12 protein-coding genes are annotated in these 15,233 nt (G+C 70.0%); 2 read left to right on the top strand and 10 right to left on the bottom strand.

Features of this window, described 5'->3' with window-relative positions; genetic code table 11:
* Positions 1-108: 108 nt before the first annotated feature.
* Both glmU and AC1PLR_RS18465 read left to right on the top strand, forming a co-directional pair.
* Positions 109-1,476: a bifunctional UDP-N-acetylglucosamine diphosphorylase/glucosamine-1-phosphate N-acetyltransferase GlmU gene (gene glmU, locus AC1PLR_RS18470; protein ID WP_481101917.1), complete on the top strand. Its 1,368-nt coding sequence runs from the start codon at positions 109-111 to the stop codon at positions 1,474-1,476.
* Positions 1,477-1,479: 3 nt separating this feature from the next.
* Positions 1,480-2,001: a GNAT family N-acetyltransferase gene (locus AC1PLR_RS18465; RefSeq protein WP_481101916.1), complete on the top strand. Its 522-nt coding sequence runs from the start codon at positions 1,480-1,482 to the stop codon at positions 1,999-2,001.
* Between the two features lie 97 nt (positions 2,002-2,098).
* On the opposite strand, the gene AC1PLR_RS18460 is transcribed toward AC1PLR_RS18465, so the two are convergent.
* The 10 genes from AC1PLR_RS18460 to AC1PLR_RS18415 all read right to left on the bottom strand — a co-directional run bounded on the left by AC1PLR_RS18460 (position 2,099) and on the right by AC1PLR_RS18415 (position 15,230).
* Positions 2,099-3,454 carry a sensor histidine kinase gene (locus AC1PLR_RS18460; protein ID WP_481101915.1) on the bottom strand — a complete coding sequence of 452 codons (1,356 nt, stop codon included), beginning with the start codon at positions 3,452-3,454 and terminating at the stop codon, positions 2,099-2,101.
* The gene (locus tag AC1PLR_RS18455; protein WP_481101914.1) at positions 3,451-4,788 is read right to left on the bottom strand and encodes a sigma-54-dependent transcriptional regulator; all 1,338 of its coding nucleotides are present in this window, start codon (positions 4,786-4,788) and stop codon (positions 3,451-3,453) included. The genes AC1PLR_RS18460 and AC1PLR_RS18455 overlap by 4 nt, the downstream gene beginning before the upstream one ends.
* A 102-nt stretch (positions 4,789-4,890) precedes the next feature.
* Entirely contained in the window at positions 4,891-6,126 is a 1,236-nt protein-coding gene (locus AC1PLR_RS18450; RefSeq protein WP_481101913.1) for an ABC transporter permease, read from the bottom strand.
* Positions 6,123-7,454, bottom strand: coding sequence for an ABC transporter permease (locus AC1PLR_RS18445; RefSeq protein ID WP_481101912.1), 1,332 nt, complete (start codon positions 7,452-7,454; stop codon positions 6,123-6,125). Before AC1PLR_RS18445 ends, AC1PLR_RS18450 begins: the two co-directional genes overlap by 4 nt.
* Positions 7,455-7,490: 36 nt before the next feature.
* On the bottom strand, positions 7,491-8,711 hold the full coding sequence (locus AC1PLR_RS18440) for an ABC transporter permease (protein WP_481101911.1): 1,221 nt from the start codon (positions 8,709-8,711) through the stop codon (positions 7,491-7,493).
* Positions 8,712-8,748: 37 nt separating this feature from the next.
* Positions 8,749-10,050 carry an ABC transporter permease gene (locus AC1PLR_RS18435; protein ID WP_481101910.1) on the bottom strand — a complete coding sequence of 434 codons (1,302 nt, stop codon included), beginning with the start codon at positions 10,048-10,050 and terminating at the stop codon, positions 8,749-8,751.
* Between the two features lie 49 nt (positions 10,051-10,099).
* Positions 10,100-11,326 carry an ABC transporter permease gene (locus AC1PLR_RS18430; RefSeq protein WP_481099096.1) on the bottom strand — a complete coding sequence of 409 codons (1,227 nt, stop codon included), beginning with the start codon at positions 11,324-11,326 and terminating at the stop codon, positions 10,100-10,102.
* 46 nt (positions 11,327-11,372) lie between these two features.
* Entirely contained in the window at positions 11,373-12,668 is a 1,296-nt protein-coding gene (locus AC1PLR_RS18425; protein WP_019800053.1) for an ABC transporter permease, read from the bottom strand.
* 13 nt (positions 12,669-12,681) lie between these two features.
* Positions 12,682-13,923 carry an ABC transporter permease gene (locus AC1PLR_RS18420; RefSeq protein ID WP_481101909.1) on the bottom strand — a complete coding sequence of 414 codons (1,242 nt, stop codon included), beginning with the start codon at positions 13,921-13,923 and terminating at the stop codon, positions 12,682-12,684.
* The gene (locus tag AC1PLR_RS18415; RefSeq protein WP_481101908.1) at positions 13,920-15,230 is read right to left on the bottom strand and encodes an ABC transporter permease; all 1,311 of its coding nucleotides are present in this window, start codon (positions 15,228-15,230) and stop codon (positions 13,920-13,922) included. The genes AC1PLR_RS18420 and AC1PLR_RS18415 overlap by 4 nt, the downstream gene beginning before the upstream one ends.
* Between the last annotated feature and the right edge of the window lie 3 nt (positions 15,231-15,233).

Raw genomic sequence — 15,233 nt, 5'->3', positions numbered from 1 at the left:
AGCGCCTGCGGCGCCGATGTGCAGCCCGCCGCGTGTGGCGCGATCGTGACGGCAGACGTGGCCGGCAGCCTCTAGAATTCGTCGTCCACCCGCACCGGAACCGCACCAATGAGCCTGCCCCTGCACGTTGTGATCCTCGCCGCCGGTGCGGGCAAGCGGATGAAGTCGGTCAAGCCCAAGGTGCTGCAGCCGATCGCCGGCCGGCCGATGCTGGCGCATGTGATCGAGACCGCGCGCCACCTGCAGCCCGATGCGATCCACATCGTCCATGGCCACGGCGGCGAGGCAGTGCTGGCGGCGTTCGCCGACCAGCCGGACCTGCTGTGGGCCGAGCAGGCGCAGCAGCTCGGTACCGGTCACGCGGTGCAGCAGGCGATGGCGGCCGTGCCCGACGCGGCCACGGTGCTGGTCCTGTACGGCGACGTGCCGCTGATCCGTGCCGAGACCCTGACCCGCCTGCTGCATGCGCCGGGACGCGTCGCGGTGCTGGTCGCCGAACCGGAGGATCCCACCGGCTACGGCCGCATCGTGCGCGATGCCGCCGGCAAGGTCGCAGCGATCGTCGAGCAGAAGGACGCCGACGACGAGCAGCGGCGCATCCGCACCATCAACACCGGCATCGTCACCGCCGAATCCACCGCGCTGAAGCGCTGGCTGGCGCAGCTGCGCAACGACAACGCACAGGGCGAGTACTACCTGACCGACGTGTTCGCCGCCGCCGCCGCCGAGTTCACCCCGGCCGAGATGGTGCTGGTGGCCGAGCCGCTCGAGGCCGAGGGTGCCAACGATCCGTGGCAGCTGGCGCAACTGGAACGCGCCTGGCAACTGCGTGCGGCGCGTGCGCTGTGCGAACAGGGTGTGCAACTGATCGACCCGAACCGCCTGGACCAGCGCGGCCGCGTGCGCGCCGGCCACGACGTGCGCATCGACGCCAACGTGATCCTGGAAGGCGAGGTGGAACTGGGCGACGGCGTCAGCATCGGCCCGTTCGTGCGGCTGAAGGACGTGGTGCTGGGGCCGGGGACCGAGGTGCGTGCGCATTGCGACCTGGAAGGCGTGGTCACCGAGGGCGCGGTGCAGATCGGCCCGTTCGCGCGCCTGCGCCCGGGCACGGTGCTGGCCGACGGCGTGCACATCGGCAACTTCGTCGAGACCAAGAAGGCAGTGCTCGGCGTCGGTAGCAAGGCCAATCATCTGACCTATCTGGGCGATGCCACCATCGGCAGCGGCGTCAACATCGGCGCCGGCGTCATCACCTGCAACTACGACGGGGTGAACAAGTCGCAGACGTCGATCGGCGATGGCGTGTTCGTCGGCTCCAACAGCGCGCTGGTGGCGCCGCTGGAGATCGGCGACGGTGCCACCATCGGTGCCGGCTCGGTGATCACCCGCAGCGCGCCGGCCGGCAAGCTGAGCGTGGCGCGGGTGCGCCAGGAAACCATCGAAGGCTGGAAGCGCCCAGGTAAGCGCGACTGAGGCATGGCCGGCCGCATTCGTCTGGCGCGCGCGCAGGAGTTGGCGCGGCTGCAGGAGATCGAGCGGCGTGCCGGCGCCCTGCTGCAGGGCCACGCGGCGCAGGCCGTGTTCGCAGCGCACGCGCTGGACGCGGAAGCGTTGCTTGCTGGACTGGTGCGCGAGCAGTTGTGGGTGGCGCTGGACGAGGACGGCCAGTGCGTGGGCTATCTGCTCGGCGGGCGCCTGGACGAGGGCTTTCACGTGCAACAGATGGATGTCGATCCGCGTTTCGGGCGCCGCGGCCATGGCCGCGCGCTGCTGCGGCATGCGCGCGCGGCCGCGATGGAGGCGGGCTTTCGGTGCATGCTGCTGACCACCTTGCGCGATGTGCCGTGGAATGCGCCGTTCTACGCCAGCGAAGGCTTCGTCGAGTTGCCGCCTGCGCAGTGGGGGCCGCAACTGCGCGCGACCTGGCAACAGGAAGCCGCGCTCGGCTTCCCGATGCATTTGCGGGTGGCGATGCGCTGCCCACTGCCGTCGCACTGAGCCTCGCGGCCGGCTCGCCGCTTCTCAGCTCGCCGCGACCGCTGCATTCCTAGGGAACCGGGTCCCCAATCCCGAATCCCCAACCGGCCCCAAAAAATCAGGCGCGCTCGCCCTGCGGCAACTGCACCGTCACGCACAGTCCGCCTTCGTCACGGTTGTGCAGCGACAGGCGGCCGCCGTGGGCTTCGACGATCTCGCGGGTCAGGGCCAGGCCCAGGCCGGTGCCGTTGCGCTTGGTCGAATAGAAGGGCATCAGCGCGTTGTGCAGCACCGCTTCGTTCATGCCGCTGCCGCGATCCAGCACCTCCAGGCGCAGCCAGTCCGGGCGGGTGGACACGCGCACGCGCACGCCGTCGACCGGCGTCTGCCCTTCCGGCAGGGACTCGTGGGCGTTCTTGACCAGGTTGAGCAGGGCCTGCTGCAGTTGCGCCGGATCGACCCGGCTGTGCAGGTCCGGCGACTCCAGTTCCAGCGCGAACGGGATGTGCTGCTGCAGCCCGGCCAGGAACTGCGCCCAGTGCACCGTCTGCAGTTGCGGCTGCGGCAGCTTGGCGAAGCGCGCGTAGCCGCGGATGAAGCCTTCCAGGTGCCGCGCGCGCTCCTCGATGGTGCCGAACACCTCTTCCAGCCGCTCCACCTTCTGCCGCCGCACCAGCTCGGCGCCGGAATGCGCCAGCGACGCGATCGGCGCCAGCGAGTTGTTGAGTTCGTGGCTGATGACGCGGATCACCTTCTTCCAGGTGTGCACTTCCTGGCGGCGCAGTTCGGCGGTGAGCAGGCGGATCAGCAGCAGTTCGTGCGGGCGGCCGTTGAGATGGAAGCGGCGCTGCGACAGGTGGTAGATCTGCTCCTCGTCCGGATCCTCGTCGCCGCCCTCGATGGCGAACAGGCTGTCGCCGCCGCGCGAGATCGCCTCGCGCAACGGCCCCGGCACGCCCAGCAGCAGGTCGTCCAGGCGCTGGCCTTCCAGCTTCCAGCCGCTGTGCAGCAGCTTGCGCGCGGCCAGGTTGGAGAACACCACGCGGCGCAGGCCGTCGCCGCCCTTGGCGATGAGCAGCATCGCCACCGGGGTGTTCTGCACCATGGTGTCGAGCATCAGTTCGCGCTGCGCCAGGCCCTGGCGCTGCTCGCGCAGGATCTCGCCCAGGTGCGCGTGCGCGGCGACCATCTCGCCCAGTTCGTCGTCGCCGCGCCAGTGCACGCCGAAGTTGTATTCGCCGTCGCGGTAGCTGCTGACGGTGCCGGCCAGGGCGCGGAACAGCGAGCGCATCGGCGCGGTGGCGCGGCGCAGGGTCCACCACATCAGCAGCAGCAGGGCCAGCGCCGAGGCCGTCACCACTTCCCAGCCGCGATCCATCCAGTAGGCCAGCAGCCACGGCAGGGCGGCGGCCAGCGCCAGCACCGGCAGCAGGCGCAGGAACAGCATGGCGGTGAAGGAGCGGCGCAGTTTCATTCGCGCGGGATGCCGTAGCGGTCCATGCGTCGGTACAGCGCCTGCCGGCTCATGCCCAGTTCGGCGGCGGCCTGGGCGATGACGCCGTGCGCACGGCCCAGTTCCGCCACGATGCGCTCGCGGTCGGGTTCGGCGGCGGTGGCCGTGCGCGGCGCGGCGGGCTTGGGCAGGTTGAGGTCGGCGGCCTCGATCTGCGCGCCGCCGGCCAGCAGTTCGGCGCGCTGCACCACGTTGCGCAGTTCGCGCACGTTGCCGGGCCAGGCGTGGCGCTGCAGCGCCTGGCAGGCGCCGGCCGACAGCGGCTTGTCGCCGGACAGGAAGTGCTCGGCCAGCGGCACGATGTCGCCGGGGCGCTCGGCCAGCGCCGGCAGCGACAGTTCCACCGCGTTGAGCCGGTAGTACAGGTCCTCGCGGAAAGTTCCGTCGCGGATCATGCCGATGAGGTCGGCGTTGGTGGCGCTGATCACCCGCACCTTGACCTGCCGCTCGCGGTTGGAGCCCAGCCGCTCGAAGCGGCCGGTCTCCAGTACGCGCAGCAGCTTCATCTGCCCGGCCAGCGACAGGTTGCCGATCTCGTCGAGGAACAGGGTGCCGCCGTCGGCGGCCTCGAACTTGCCTTCGCGCACCTTGTTGGCGCCGGTGTAGGCGCCGGCCTCGGCGCCGAACAGTTCGGCCTCGATCAGTTCGGCCGGGATCGCGCCGCAGTTCAGCGCCACGAACGGGCCGCGCCGCACCGAGGAGTTGGCCTGGATGATCTGCGCGATCTTCTCCTTGCCGCTGCCGTTGGGGCCGGTGATCAGCACCGGCAGTTCTGAACGCGCGACCTGGCAGGCCAGGGCGATCGCGCGCTCGCTGGCGGGGTCGGCGAACACCGCACCGCACAGGTCGTAGCGCTGCGCCAATTGCTGGCGATGGCGGCGCTCGCCGTCGCGGCGGCGTTCCAGTTCGCGTCGCGTCTCCGACAGCTCCAGCAGGTTGTTGACCGTGGTCAGCAGCTTGCGGTCGTCCCAGGGCTTGGCCAGGTAGTCGGCGGCGCCGGCCTTGACCAGTTCCACCGCGCTGCTGAGCTGGGTCCAGGCGGTCAGCAGGATCACCGGCAGGTCCGGATGGCGCGTGCGGATCGCCTCGAACAGGGCCACGCCTTCCTCGCCGGAGGTGGTGTCGGCGGTGAAGTTCATGTCCTGCAAAACCAGGTCGATGTCGCCTTCGCCCAGGCGCTGCAGGCCGGCCTGCGGACTGTCGGCGTAGACGGTGTCGATGTCGTGCAGGGAGAACAGCACTTCCAGCGCGGTGGCGACCGCGGGGTTGTCGTCGATGATCAGCAGGCAGGGCATCGTGCACCTTGGGCGCGGAACGGCGCGCCGGCGAAGAAAAACGGACCAGGCGGCATCATCGCAGTCTGCGTGGAGATTGTCGTGCCTGCGTGCATCGGCGCCTCAGACACTGCGCGTGGCCACCGCCGGCGGCACCGCGGCGGCGCGGCGCGCGGGCGCCAGGATCGCCAGCTGGCCGAGCAGCAGGAGCGCCGCAGCGACGGTCGGCAGGTAGCCCAGCGGCAGGCGTGGCAGGTCGTAGTGCTGCAACAGCGCTTGATTGAGCAGCAATGCCAGCACCATGCCCGCGGCGCTGCCGGCGCTCACGATCAGCAGGTTTTCGGTCTGGAAATGGCGCAGGATGTCGCCACGGGTCGCGCCGATGGCGCGGCGGATGCCGATCTGGCGCGTGCGTTGCTGCACCCAGAAACTGGCCAGCCCACCGATGCCCAGGGCGGTCACGAACAACAGGCCCGTGGTCGCCGCGAGCAGCAAGCCGATCATGGTGGCATCGCGCTGGAAGTAGCGCTGCCGCAGCTGGGCGTAGCTGCGGCGCCCTTCGGCCGGAATCAGCCGCAGCGGTCCTGCCTGTGCCAGCGCGTCGGCCGCCGCGGCCAGGATCCGTTCGCGGTCCTGCGGCGCGCTGCGCAACAGGTACTGCACCTGGTTGCCCACGGGCAGCTGCGGCGACAGCGCGGCCAGATGGTCGACCGCTGCGCCGCGCAGCGTCGTGCGCAGCAGGTCGTCGACGACGCCGACGACGACGGCGCCCTGGGCTCCGCCATACAGCGTTTTGCCGACCGCAGGTTGACTTGGCCACAGTTGCCGCGCCAGCGCGCGGGTGACGATCACCGCGCTCGGCGTAGCAGTGGAATATTCGTCGGCATGGAAGTCGCGGCCGGCGATCAGGTGCGCGCCCATGGCCTGCACGAAACCGGGCGAGCCGCTGTAGTACGTGGCCTGGATGCACCCTGTATCGTCCATCGACTGCCGCGCCATCGCGCGGTCCAGCGTCTGCCGGTCGGGGCAGTTGCCGTAGTCGTTGGCACCGCCGGACAGCGGCAGGCTGAAGCCGATCGCGGCGGCTGCGATGACACCGGGAATGCTGCGCAACGCCCGCAGATCGGATTGTTGCTGGGCCAGCGCATTGCCATCGCTCTGGACGCCGCGGACCGATATCAGCGCCAGTTCTTCCTCGGGCAAGCCGCTGGAGACCCGCAGACGTTCGATGCGCCCACCGATCAGGAACACGGCGTTGGCGACGAAGGCGCAGGTCAGGGCGACCTGCAGCGCCAGCAGCGCGGCGGTGAGGCGGTGATGCTGCAGGCTGGAGAGGATGGGGCGGATCGGCAGATTCATGTCAGGTCCTTGATCTGCAGGGCGGGGTCGATCCGGCTGGCCCGCCAGGCGGGCAGCAGGCCGGCCAACAGCGCGGCGATCACCGCCAGTGCCACGGTGGCGAGCAGCATCTGCAGGTCCATCCGCGCCAGCCTGGCGTAGTCGTCCGGGCGCTGGCGCACGCTCCACAGACCCAACTCGGCGATCGCGATGCCCACTGCGCCACCGAGTAGCCCGATCAGCGCGGCTTCGCTGCCGAACTGCAGGAACACGTGGCCGCGGCGGGCGCCGAGCGCGCGCCGTACGCCGATCTCGCCACCGCGGCGCAGGAATTTCGCCAGCAGCAAGGCGATCACGTTGACCAGGCAGATCCACAGAAAACCCAGTGCCAGCAGCGTCTGCAGGCGCACATCGTCGGGCACCATCCGCAGGTGGCGCAGCCAGTCCATCAACGCATACAGCCGCGCCCGCTCCGGCGGGCGCTGGAAGCGGCCGCTGGCGTGCTGTGTCGCGGCGTAGTCGTAGAGCAGGCGCTGGTAGGCGGCGACCTGCTGCGGCGTGTCCAGGCGCACCCAGAACTGCAGCCAACTGGTCGACGGATCCTTGCGTCGCGCCGCGTCGTCGCCGTTGAAGCTGCTCCAACTGCTGGTGTTGCTGTTGACGTCCAGCGCCAGTTCCATCGCGGTCGACAGCGGCAGGAAGAAATCGTCGCGCTGGCCGAAACCGCCCTTGCTGCCGGGGTCGGCGTAAAACAGCGGTTGCGGATCCCAATCGCCGGTCACGCCGATTACCTCGAAGCTGATGCGCTTTTCCCCGAGCGCCACCCGCTGGCCGATCGGATCGCGCGCACCGAACAGGGTGTCGGCCAGGGTGCGGCTCAGCACGATGACGCGGGCGTGGTTCTGGTCGTCCGCCGCGCTCCAGCCGTGGCCGCGCTGCAAGGGGATGCCGAACAGGGCGAAGAACCCGGCGCTGGCATAGCGGCCGCTCAGGTCGAGTGGTGCTTGCGCCGCGCGCGGCGGCCACAGCAAGACCTGCCCGCCGGCCATCGCCGCCTGCGGCGTGGCGGGTGCGGCCCGCAGCAGCGCCATGGCGTCGGGCCAGGTGAGGTTGTCGGCCGGATCGCCCCACTCCTGGTTGTCCGGGTAGCTCCTCGGCAACGGATCCAGATGCGGGGTGTAGAGCGCATCGCTCCTGTCCGGCAGCGGGTCGCGCGACATCACGTGCAGCACCGTCAGCATGGTCATGCTCGCGCCGATGCCCAGGCCGATCGCCAGCACCATCAGCGCGGTGGCGATCGGCGTGCGCCGCAGGCTGCGCCAGGCCAGCAGCAGATAATGGTTCAGCATCCTGCTTCTCCTCGTTTGGACGGTGACCGCGTTCGCTCAGGCACTGCGCGTGGCCACCGCCGGCGGCACCGCGGCGGCGCGGCGCGCGGGCAGCAGCACCGCGAGCTGGCCGAGCAGCCACAGCGCCAACGCGCCGACCGGCAGGTACCACAACGGCAGCCGCGGCAGCTCGTAGGCGCTCATCAGATACAGGTTGGCGGCGTAGGCCAGCAGCATGCCGAGGACGATGCCGGCGCTGGCGAGCAGGAAGTTCTCCAGCTGGAAATGCCGCAGGATCTGCGTGCAGGTGGCGCCGAGCGCGCGGCGGATGCCGATCTGCTTGGTGCGCTGCTGCACCCAGAAGCTGGTCAGGCCGACGATGCCCAGCGCGGTGACCAACAGCAGCAGGACGCACACGCCGACCAGGAGCCAGGCCATCGCCTGGTCGTCGCGGTAGTAGTCCGCGCGCGCTTGTTGCAGGGTCTTGCCGCCCTTCACCATCCGCCGTGGACCGTGTTGCGACAGCGTCGCCTTGGCTTGCCGCAACACGGACTCGCGCTGCGCCGGGTTGCGCACGCGCAACAGGTAGGTGCCGCGATCGTAGGGAACGTTCACCGGGAACAGCATCGTGTCCTCGTAGTGGCCGACGTTCCCTCCTTCGCGGGGTTGCACCAAGCGTTGCACCACGCCGACGACCCGGTGTTCGCCGTAGACGTAGATGGTGCGGCCCACGGCGTTCTGGCCGGGGAACAGGCGTTGCGCCAGCGACTGGCTGAGGATGACCGAGGGCGGGATGCGCTTGGTCACCGGATCGCGCAGTTGCGCGTCGTCGATGAACTCGTCGTCCGCGAAGCGGCGCCCTGCGACCAGATGCAGCCCCAGGGTATCGAGCAGCCGCGCGTCGCCAAAGTACTGCACCGCATGCAGGGTGCTGCGCTCCTGGTCCGGGCGCAGCGACACGCCGCTGTAGCCGAGCGAGTCGCCGAACAGCGCCTGGTTGATGATGCTGGCCTCGCGTACACCCGGAATGCGTCGCAGCGCGTCCAGGTCGGCGCGGGTCTGCGCCGCGCTGTTGCCGTCGCTGACCACGCTGCGGCTGCGCAGTTGCACCAGCTCCTGCTCGGCGACGCCGCTGGCCCGCTGCATGCGCTCGAGCCGCTGATCGATCAGGAACAGCGCGTTGCAGACCACGGCGCAACTGAAGGCGATCTCCAGCACGATCAGGCTGGCGGCGACGCGGTGCTTGCGCAGACTGGAGAGGATGGGATGGAGGGACACGGTGGGAGTTCCTGGCGGAGAGGGCGCGCGCGGCGCGTCATTGCGACTTGAGCTGCAGGGCGGTGGACACGCGCATTGCCTGCCAGGCCGGCAGCAGGCCGGCGAGCAGCGCGCTGCCCAGGCTCATCGCCAGGGCGAGCAGCAGCATGCGGCCATCCAGGTGCGCCAGCGCGGCGTAGTCGGCCGGCTGCTGCCGCACCAGCCAGGTGCCGATCCAGGCCAGCAGCAGGCCGCCGGCGCCGCCGGCCAGGCCGATCGCCGCCGCTTCGATCAGGTGCTGGGCGAAGATCGTCCGCCGCGAGGCGCCGAGCGCGCGGCGCACGCCGATCTCGCCGCTGTGGCGCAGGAACTTGGCCAGCATCAGCCCGGCGGTGTTGAGCAGGCAGATGCCCAGGAACGCCAGCGCCAGCCCCACCTGCAGGCGCACGTCGGAGGGCACGGCGTGGTTGCGGTCCAGCCAGCTCATCACGTCGCTGAGGCGGATGTCCGGCGGATGGCGGAAGCGGCCCGCGTCGCGCTGCTGCCGCGCATAGGCCTGCAGCGCGTCCAGGTAGGCGGCGCGCTTGGCGGGGCTGTCCAGTTCCACCCAGTACTGGATCCAGGCGCAGGGGGCGTTCGCACTGGTCCTGTTGCCGGCATGGTCGCCCCAGCAGGACATCGAACCGCTGACGTCCAGGTCCAGGTCGCGCGCGGTGGAGAACGGCACGAACACGTCTTCGCTGTCGCCATACTCGGTGTTGGTCAGGTCGTAGAAGCGCGGGTTCATGTCCCAGGCGTCGATCACCCCGACCACGCGCAGCACGGCATCGCCGAGCTGGAGCTGGCGGCCGACGCTGTTGGCGTCGCCGAACAGTTGGGTATTGAGCCGCCGCGAAATCACCGCGACGCGCGCGCGTCGGGCATCGTCGTCCGCGGTCCAGGCGTGGCCGTAGCGCATCGGCACCGCGAACATCGGAAAGAAGTCGGCGCTGGTGTAGCGCGCTTCGGCGCCGAACGGGGTCAGCTGCGGCTGCGCCGGTACCACCGTCACGCTGCCGGCCGACATCATCGCCTGGCGGTCGCCGCGCCTGTCGCGCAGCAGCGCCTCGGCATCGCGGCGGGTCAGTTGCTGTGGGTCGGTGTCGTTCGGATCGTAACGGTCGTCCGGTTCGACGTTGAGTTCGACGTTGAACAACTGCGCGCTCTTGCCGGGAATGGGATCGGCCGCCAGCACGTGGAACACGGTCAGCGTGGTCATCGACGCGCCGATGCCGACCGCGATCGCCAGCACCATCAGGGCGGTGAGCAGGCGGTTGCGACCGAAGCTGTGCAGCGCCAGTTTGCAGTAGTAGCCGAACATCGGGCGTCCTGAAGAAAAAAGGCCGGCCGGAGCCGGCCAAGGGGATGGGTCAGGTACTGCGGGTGGCGACGGCCGGCGGCACGTCGGCGGCGCGGCGCGCCGGCGCGAACACCGCCAGCTGGCCGAGTAGCCACAGCGCCACCGCGCCGATCGGCAGGTAGGCCAGCGGCAGCCGCGGCAGCTCGTATTTGCCCATCAGCCATTGATTGATCGCGTAGGCCAGCAGCATGCCTAGCACGATGCCGGTACTGGCCAGCAGGAAGTTCTCGGTCTGGAAGTAGCGCAGGATCTGCCCGCGGGTGGCGCCGAGCGCGCGGCGGATGCCGATCTGCTTGGTGCGCTGCTGCACCCAGAAGCTGGCCAGGCCGACGATGCCCAGCGCGGTGACGATCAGCAACGCGACGCAGACCGCGCCGAGCAGCCAGACCATCGCGCGATCGCCCTGGAAGTAGGCGTCGCGGATCTCGCTGTAGGTCTGCTGCTTGAGAACCAGTCGGCTGCTGTCGACCTTCATCAGCGCCGCGGTGGCCGCGTTCAGCACTTCCTGGCGCCGCGCCGGGTCGGTGACCCGCAGCACGTATAGCCCGTCGGTGTAGTTCAGGCGAAACGGCAGCAGCATCGCGTAGTCGATCTCGGCCAGGCCGCTGGCCGCGGTGGGCCGCGCCAGGGTCTCGACGATGCCGACCACGCGGGCGCCCACCGGCCCGGTGTACACGGTCTTGCCCAGCGCGTTCTGCCCCGGGAACATCTTCTCCGCGGTGGCGCGGTTGAGGATGATGGCGGTGCCTTTCTCCTGGATCCGCTTGTCGGTCTGCGCGGCTTCCAGATCCATGTACTCGTCGGGGGCGAAATCGCGCCCGGCCACCAGCTTCAGGCCCAGGGTCTTCAGCGTGCCTTCCTCGGCCATGTACTGCGCGGCATTGAGGGTGGGCCGCTCCTGGTCCGCGCTCAGCGACAGGCTGGTGTTCCAGGAGTAGTGCACGAACGGCACCTGGTTGAGCAGCGTGGCATTGCGTACGCCGGGCACCGCGCGCAACGCGGCCAGGTCTTCGCGGGTGCGCGCGGCGGCGTTGACCTGCTGGCCGATGCCGCCCAGCGAGATCGTCACCAGTTCCGACTCGGCGATGCCGCTGGGCCGGTGCAGGGTCTCGATGCGGTTGCCGATCAGGAACAGCGCATTGCAGACGATCGCGCAGGCCAGGGCGATCTCCAGCACGATCAGCGCGGCGGCGGTCTTGTGCCGGCGCAAGGTGGACAGGATGGGGCGGATATCCATGGCGATGACCTTGTGAGAGGGCGTGGAAGGCGCAGTGCGCGCAGGATCAGGACTTGAGCTGAAGGGCGGGCGCGACCTGGATCGCGCGCCACGACGGCAACAGGCCGGCGAGCAGGCTGGCGCCCACCGCCATCGCGAAGGTCAGCGCCAGCATGCTGGGATCCAGATGCGCCAGCTTGGCGTAGCTGGCCGGCTGCTGGCGCACGGCCCACAGGCCGAGCGTGGCCAGGCCGAGACCGGCCACGCCGCCGGCCAGGCCGATGGCGCCGGCTTCCACCAGGCACTGCGCGAAGATCGCCCCACGCGACGCGCCGAGCGCGCGGCGCACGCCGATCTCGCCGCTGCGGCGCAGGAACTTGGCCAGCAGCAGGCCGACGGTGTTGAGCAGGCACACCAGCAGGAAGCCCATCGCCAGCCACAGCTGCAGGCGCACGTCGCCGGGTACCACTTCGTTGTGGTCCAGCCACTGCATGACGTTGCGCAGGCGCACGTTGTTGGGGCGCTGGAAGCGGCCGGCGGCGCGCTGCTGGGCCGAATAGTTCTCCAGGTAGGCCTTGTAGTCGGCAGCCTGCGCCGGGTTCTCCAGTTCCACCCAGTACTGCACCCAGGCGCACGGCGCATTGAGCGCGGTCTGGTCGCCGTTGCTGTCGCCGAAGCAGTTCATGCTGCCGTTGCGGTCCATCTTCAGATCCATCGCCACCGAGAACGGCAGATAGGCCTGTTCGTCCGACCCATAGGTGTTGGTGACGTCGTAGAAGCGCGGCTTGACCTCCCAGGTGTCGAGCACGCCGACGATGCGGAAGGTGTTCTGGTCCATGCGCAGTTCGCGGCCGACGCTGTCGGCGCCGTCGAACAGCTTCTCGTTGAGCTTCCGGCTGATGACCACCACGCGGTCGTGGCGCTCGTCTTCGGTGCCGGTCCAGCCGTGGCCGTACTGGAACGGCGTGTCGAACATCGGGAAGAAGTCCGCCGACGTGAAGCGCACTTCCGACTTGAACGGCTTCAGACCGCTCTTGGTCGGTTCGATCGCGACGCTGCCGCCGGTCATCAGCGCCTGGCGCTTGGCGCGCTTCTCGCGCAGCAGCGCCTCGGCATCGAAGCGCGTGTTCTGCGAATCCGGTTCCTCGCCCGGCTGGAAACCGGCCTTGGGCTGCGCATCCACCTGCACGTAGAACAGGCGATCGCTCTTCTGGGGAATCGGGTCGCCGGAGAGCACGTAGAACACGGTCAGCGTGGTCATGCTGGCGCCGATGCCCAAGGCGATGGCCAGCACCATCAGTGCGGTGAGGACGGTGTTGCGGCGGAAGCTGCGCAAGGCGAGGCGGACGTAGTAGCCGAACATGGGAGCTCCGGGGTCAGGCGCTGCGGGTGGCGGTGGCGGGTGGGACGGCGGCGGCGCGCAGGGCCGGGCCGAGGACGGCGAGCTGGCCGAGCAGCCACACCGCGACGATGCCGGTGAGCACGGTGGGAGAGGACAGCCGCTCCAGTTCGAAGCGCTGCATCAGCCACTGGTTCATGACGTAGGCGAGCACGGCGCCGAGCAGGGCGCCGCCGCCGACGATCAGCAGGTTTTCCAACTGGAAGTAGCGCAGGATGTCGCCGCGGGTGGCGCCGAGCGCGCGGCGGATGCCGATCTGCCGGGTGCGCTGCTGCACCCAGAAACTGGCCAGCCCGCCGATGCCCAGCGCGGTGACCGTGAGCAGGATCAGGATGATCGCCAGCAGCATCCGCGCCACCGCGCTGTCGCTCTTGAAGTACTCGGTCCGCAGCTCCTGCATGGTGCTCACGCGCTGCTGCACATAGGTCGGGTTGGCGCGCTGCATCGCCGCGGCCGCGCGCGGCAGCGCCTGCGCCAGTTGCCCCGGCTTGCTGCGGATCACGTAGCCGCCGCCCCAGCCTTCGCTGCCGATGCGGATCTCGGTCAGCAGCGCATCGGCATCGTCGGCGTGGCCGGTGATCTCGCCGCGGACCGGCGCCATCACCCCGACGATGTCCAGGCGCACCGGCTGGTTGAAGGCGCTGGTGTAGAGCGTGCGCCCCAGCGGCGACGCGCCGGGGAACAGTTTGGCGGCCAGCGAGGGCGTGATCAGCGCCGGCAGGCGCCGCTCGATCTCCGGCGGCGCGCCGAACAAGTCCGAGGCGCCGGTGAGTTCCGCATCGCGCAGGTCGCGGCCGGCGACGATGCGGATGCCCAGCGTACGGTTCAGGCCCTGGCTGCCGAGGAACAGGCGGGCACGGGCGACCGGTTGCGTGGACTGCGGTTGCAGGAACAGTTGCGCCTGCGTCGGGCCCCACAGCGGCGGCGTGCCGAACGCCGCCGCTTCCACGCCGGGCACCGCCTGCAACAGGTCCAGGCTGCGGCCGACGCTGCTGATGCTGCCCGGCTCGCCGACCACGCTGATGCTCTGGATCAGGCCGATGTCCTGTTCCATCACCCCGGTCGGGGTCTGCACGCGCTGGTAGGTGCGGGCGATGATGAACACCAGGTTGCACAGCACCGCCAGGGTCAGGGCGATCTGCAGGGCCATCAGCACCACCGCGGCGCGATGGCTACCCAGTGCGGACAGGATGGGGCGTACCGGAGGCAACGGGGTCATAGCGATTTCACCTGCAGGGCGGGGGCGATGCGCGAGGCGCGCCAGGCCGGCCACAGGCCGGCGGCCAGCGCCGACAGCGTGGCCACGGCCAGGGCGATGCCCAGGATCGCGGGATCGGCATGTGCCTGCTGCGCGTAGGCCACCGGTTGCTGGCGCACCAGCCACAGGCCGATCCAGGTCAGCGGGATGCCGAGCAGGCCGCCCAGGCAGCCGATCAGCGCCGATTCGGCCAGGCATTGCGCGAACACCGCGCGGCGGCTGGCACCGAGCGCGCGGCGCACGCCGATCTCGCCGGCCTTGCGCATGAACTTGGCGACCAGCAGGCCGACCGCATTGAGCAGGCACACCAGCAGCACGCCGAAGGCGATCCAGGTCTGCATGCGCACCGTGGCCGGCACCACCCGCTTGTAGTCCAGCCAGTCGACCAGGCTGCGCAGGCGGGTGTTGGGCGCGCGTTCGAAGCGGCCGAGCTGGCGCTGCTGCGCGCTGTAGGCCTCCAGTGCCGCGCGGTAGCGCCGCACCTGCTCGGGCGTGTCCAGCCGCACCCAGTACTGCACCCAGGTGCATTGCGCGGCCTTGGGATCGTGCAGGCCGGCCTCGCCATCCTTGCCCCAGCACTGCATCGGCCCGTAGCCGTAGTCCTGCGGCAGGTCCAGCCAGGTCTCGAACGGCATGTACAGTTCCTCCGGCGGCGTGTACGCGCCGGAGTTGAGATCGTAGAAGCGCGGCTGCGCGTTCCAGGCGTCGATCACCCCGATCACCCGGAACGGGCGGGTGGCGATGGTCAGGGTCTTGCCGACGCTGTCCGCGCCGCCGAACAGCGCGTCGTTGAGCTTGCGGCTCAGCACCACCACCGGCGCGCGCTGGCTGTCGTCGCGCCGGCTCCAGCCGCTGCCGTACAGGAAGCGCATGCCGAACATGCCGAACAGGTCGGCCGTGGCGGCCCGCGTGGTGAGCATGCGCAGGGGGCTGTTGGGCACGGTCTGGCGCACCGGCAGCCAGTTCGCGCTGGTCATGGTCTGCGCCTGCGCCGCCTGCGCCCGGTACAGCGCGGTCGCGTCCTGCCAGGTCAGTTCGTCCGGCGGCTCGGGGTCGGCGCTGGGCAGGTTGCGCGGACGCGGATCCAGTTGCGGATGGAACAGCGTGGCGCTGCGCCCGGGCAGCGGGTCGCCGGAGAGCGTATGCAGCACGGTCAGCATGGTCATCGACGCGCCGATGCCCAGCGCCACGGCCAGCACCATCAGCGCGGTGAGGATGCGGTTGCGGCCGAAGCTGCGCAGCGCCAGGCGGAGGTAGTAAGCGAACATGCG

It is taken from the genome of Xanthomonas sp. NCPPB 3570 (genome assembly GCF_056725115.1).
Note: the sequence above shows the minus strand (reverse complement) of the source record. Positions and strands in the feature narration are given on the sequence as shown.

Coding starts and splice junctions, on each gene's coding strand:
- AC1PLR_RS18460 (WP_481101915.1), bottom strand. CDS start 3,454: ATGAAACTGCGCCGCTCCTTCACCGCCATGCTGTTCCTGCGCCTGCTG.
- AC1PLR_RS18465 (WP_481101916.1), top strand. CDS start 1,480: ATGGCCGGCCGCATTCGTCTGGCGCGCGCGCAGGAGTTGGCGCGGCTG.
- AC1PLR_RS18430 (WP_481099096.1), bottom strand. CDS start 11,326: ATGGATATCCGCCCCATCCTGTCCACCTTGCGCCGGCACAAGACCGCC.
- AC1PLR_RS18455 (WP_481101914.1), bottom strand. CDS start 4,788: ATGCCCTGCCTGCTGATCATCGACGACAACCCCGCGGTCGCCACCGCG.
- AC1PLR_RS18420 (WP_481101909.1), bottom strand. CDS start 13,923: ATGACCCCGTTGCCTCCGGTACGCCCCATCCTGTCCGCACTGGGTAGC.
- AC1PLR_RS18425 (WP_019800053.1), bottom strand. CDS start 12,668: ATGTTCGGCTACTACGTCCGCCTCGCCTTGCGCAGCTTCCGCCGCAAC.
- AC1PLR_RS18415 (WP_481101908.1), bottom strand. CDS start 15,230: ATGTTCGCTTACTACCTCCGCCTGGCGCTGCGCAGCTTCGGCCGCAAC.
- AC1PLR_RS18450 (WP_481101913.1), bottom strand. CDS start 6,126: ATGAATCTGCCGATCCGCCCCATCCTCTCCAGCCTGCAGCATCACCGC.
- AC1PLR_RS18445 (WP_481101912.1), bottom strand. CDS start 7,454: ATGCTGAACCATTATCTGCTGCTGGCCTGGCGCAGCCTGCGGCGCACG.
- glmU (WP_481101917.1), top strand. CDS start 109: ATGAGCCTGCCCCTGCACGTTGTGATCCTCGCCGCCGGTGCGGGCAAG.
- AC1PLR_RS18435 (WP_481101910.1), bottom strand. CDS start 10,050: ATGTTCGGCTACTACTGCAAACTGGCGCTGCACAGCTTCGGTCGCAAC.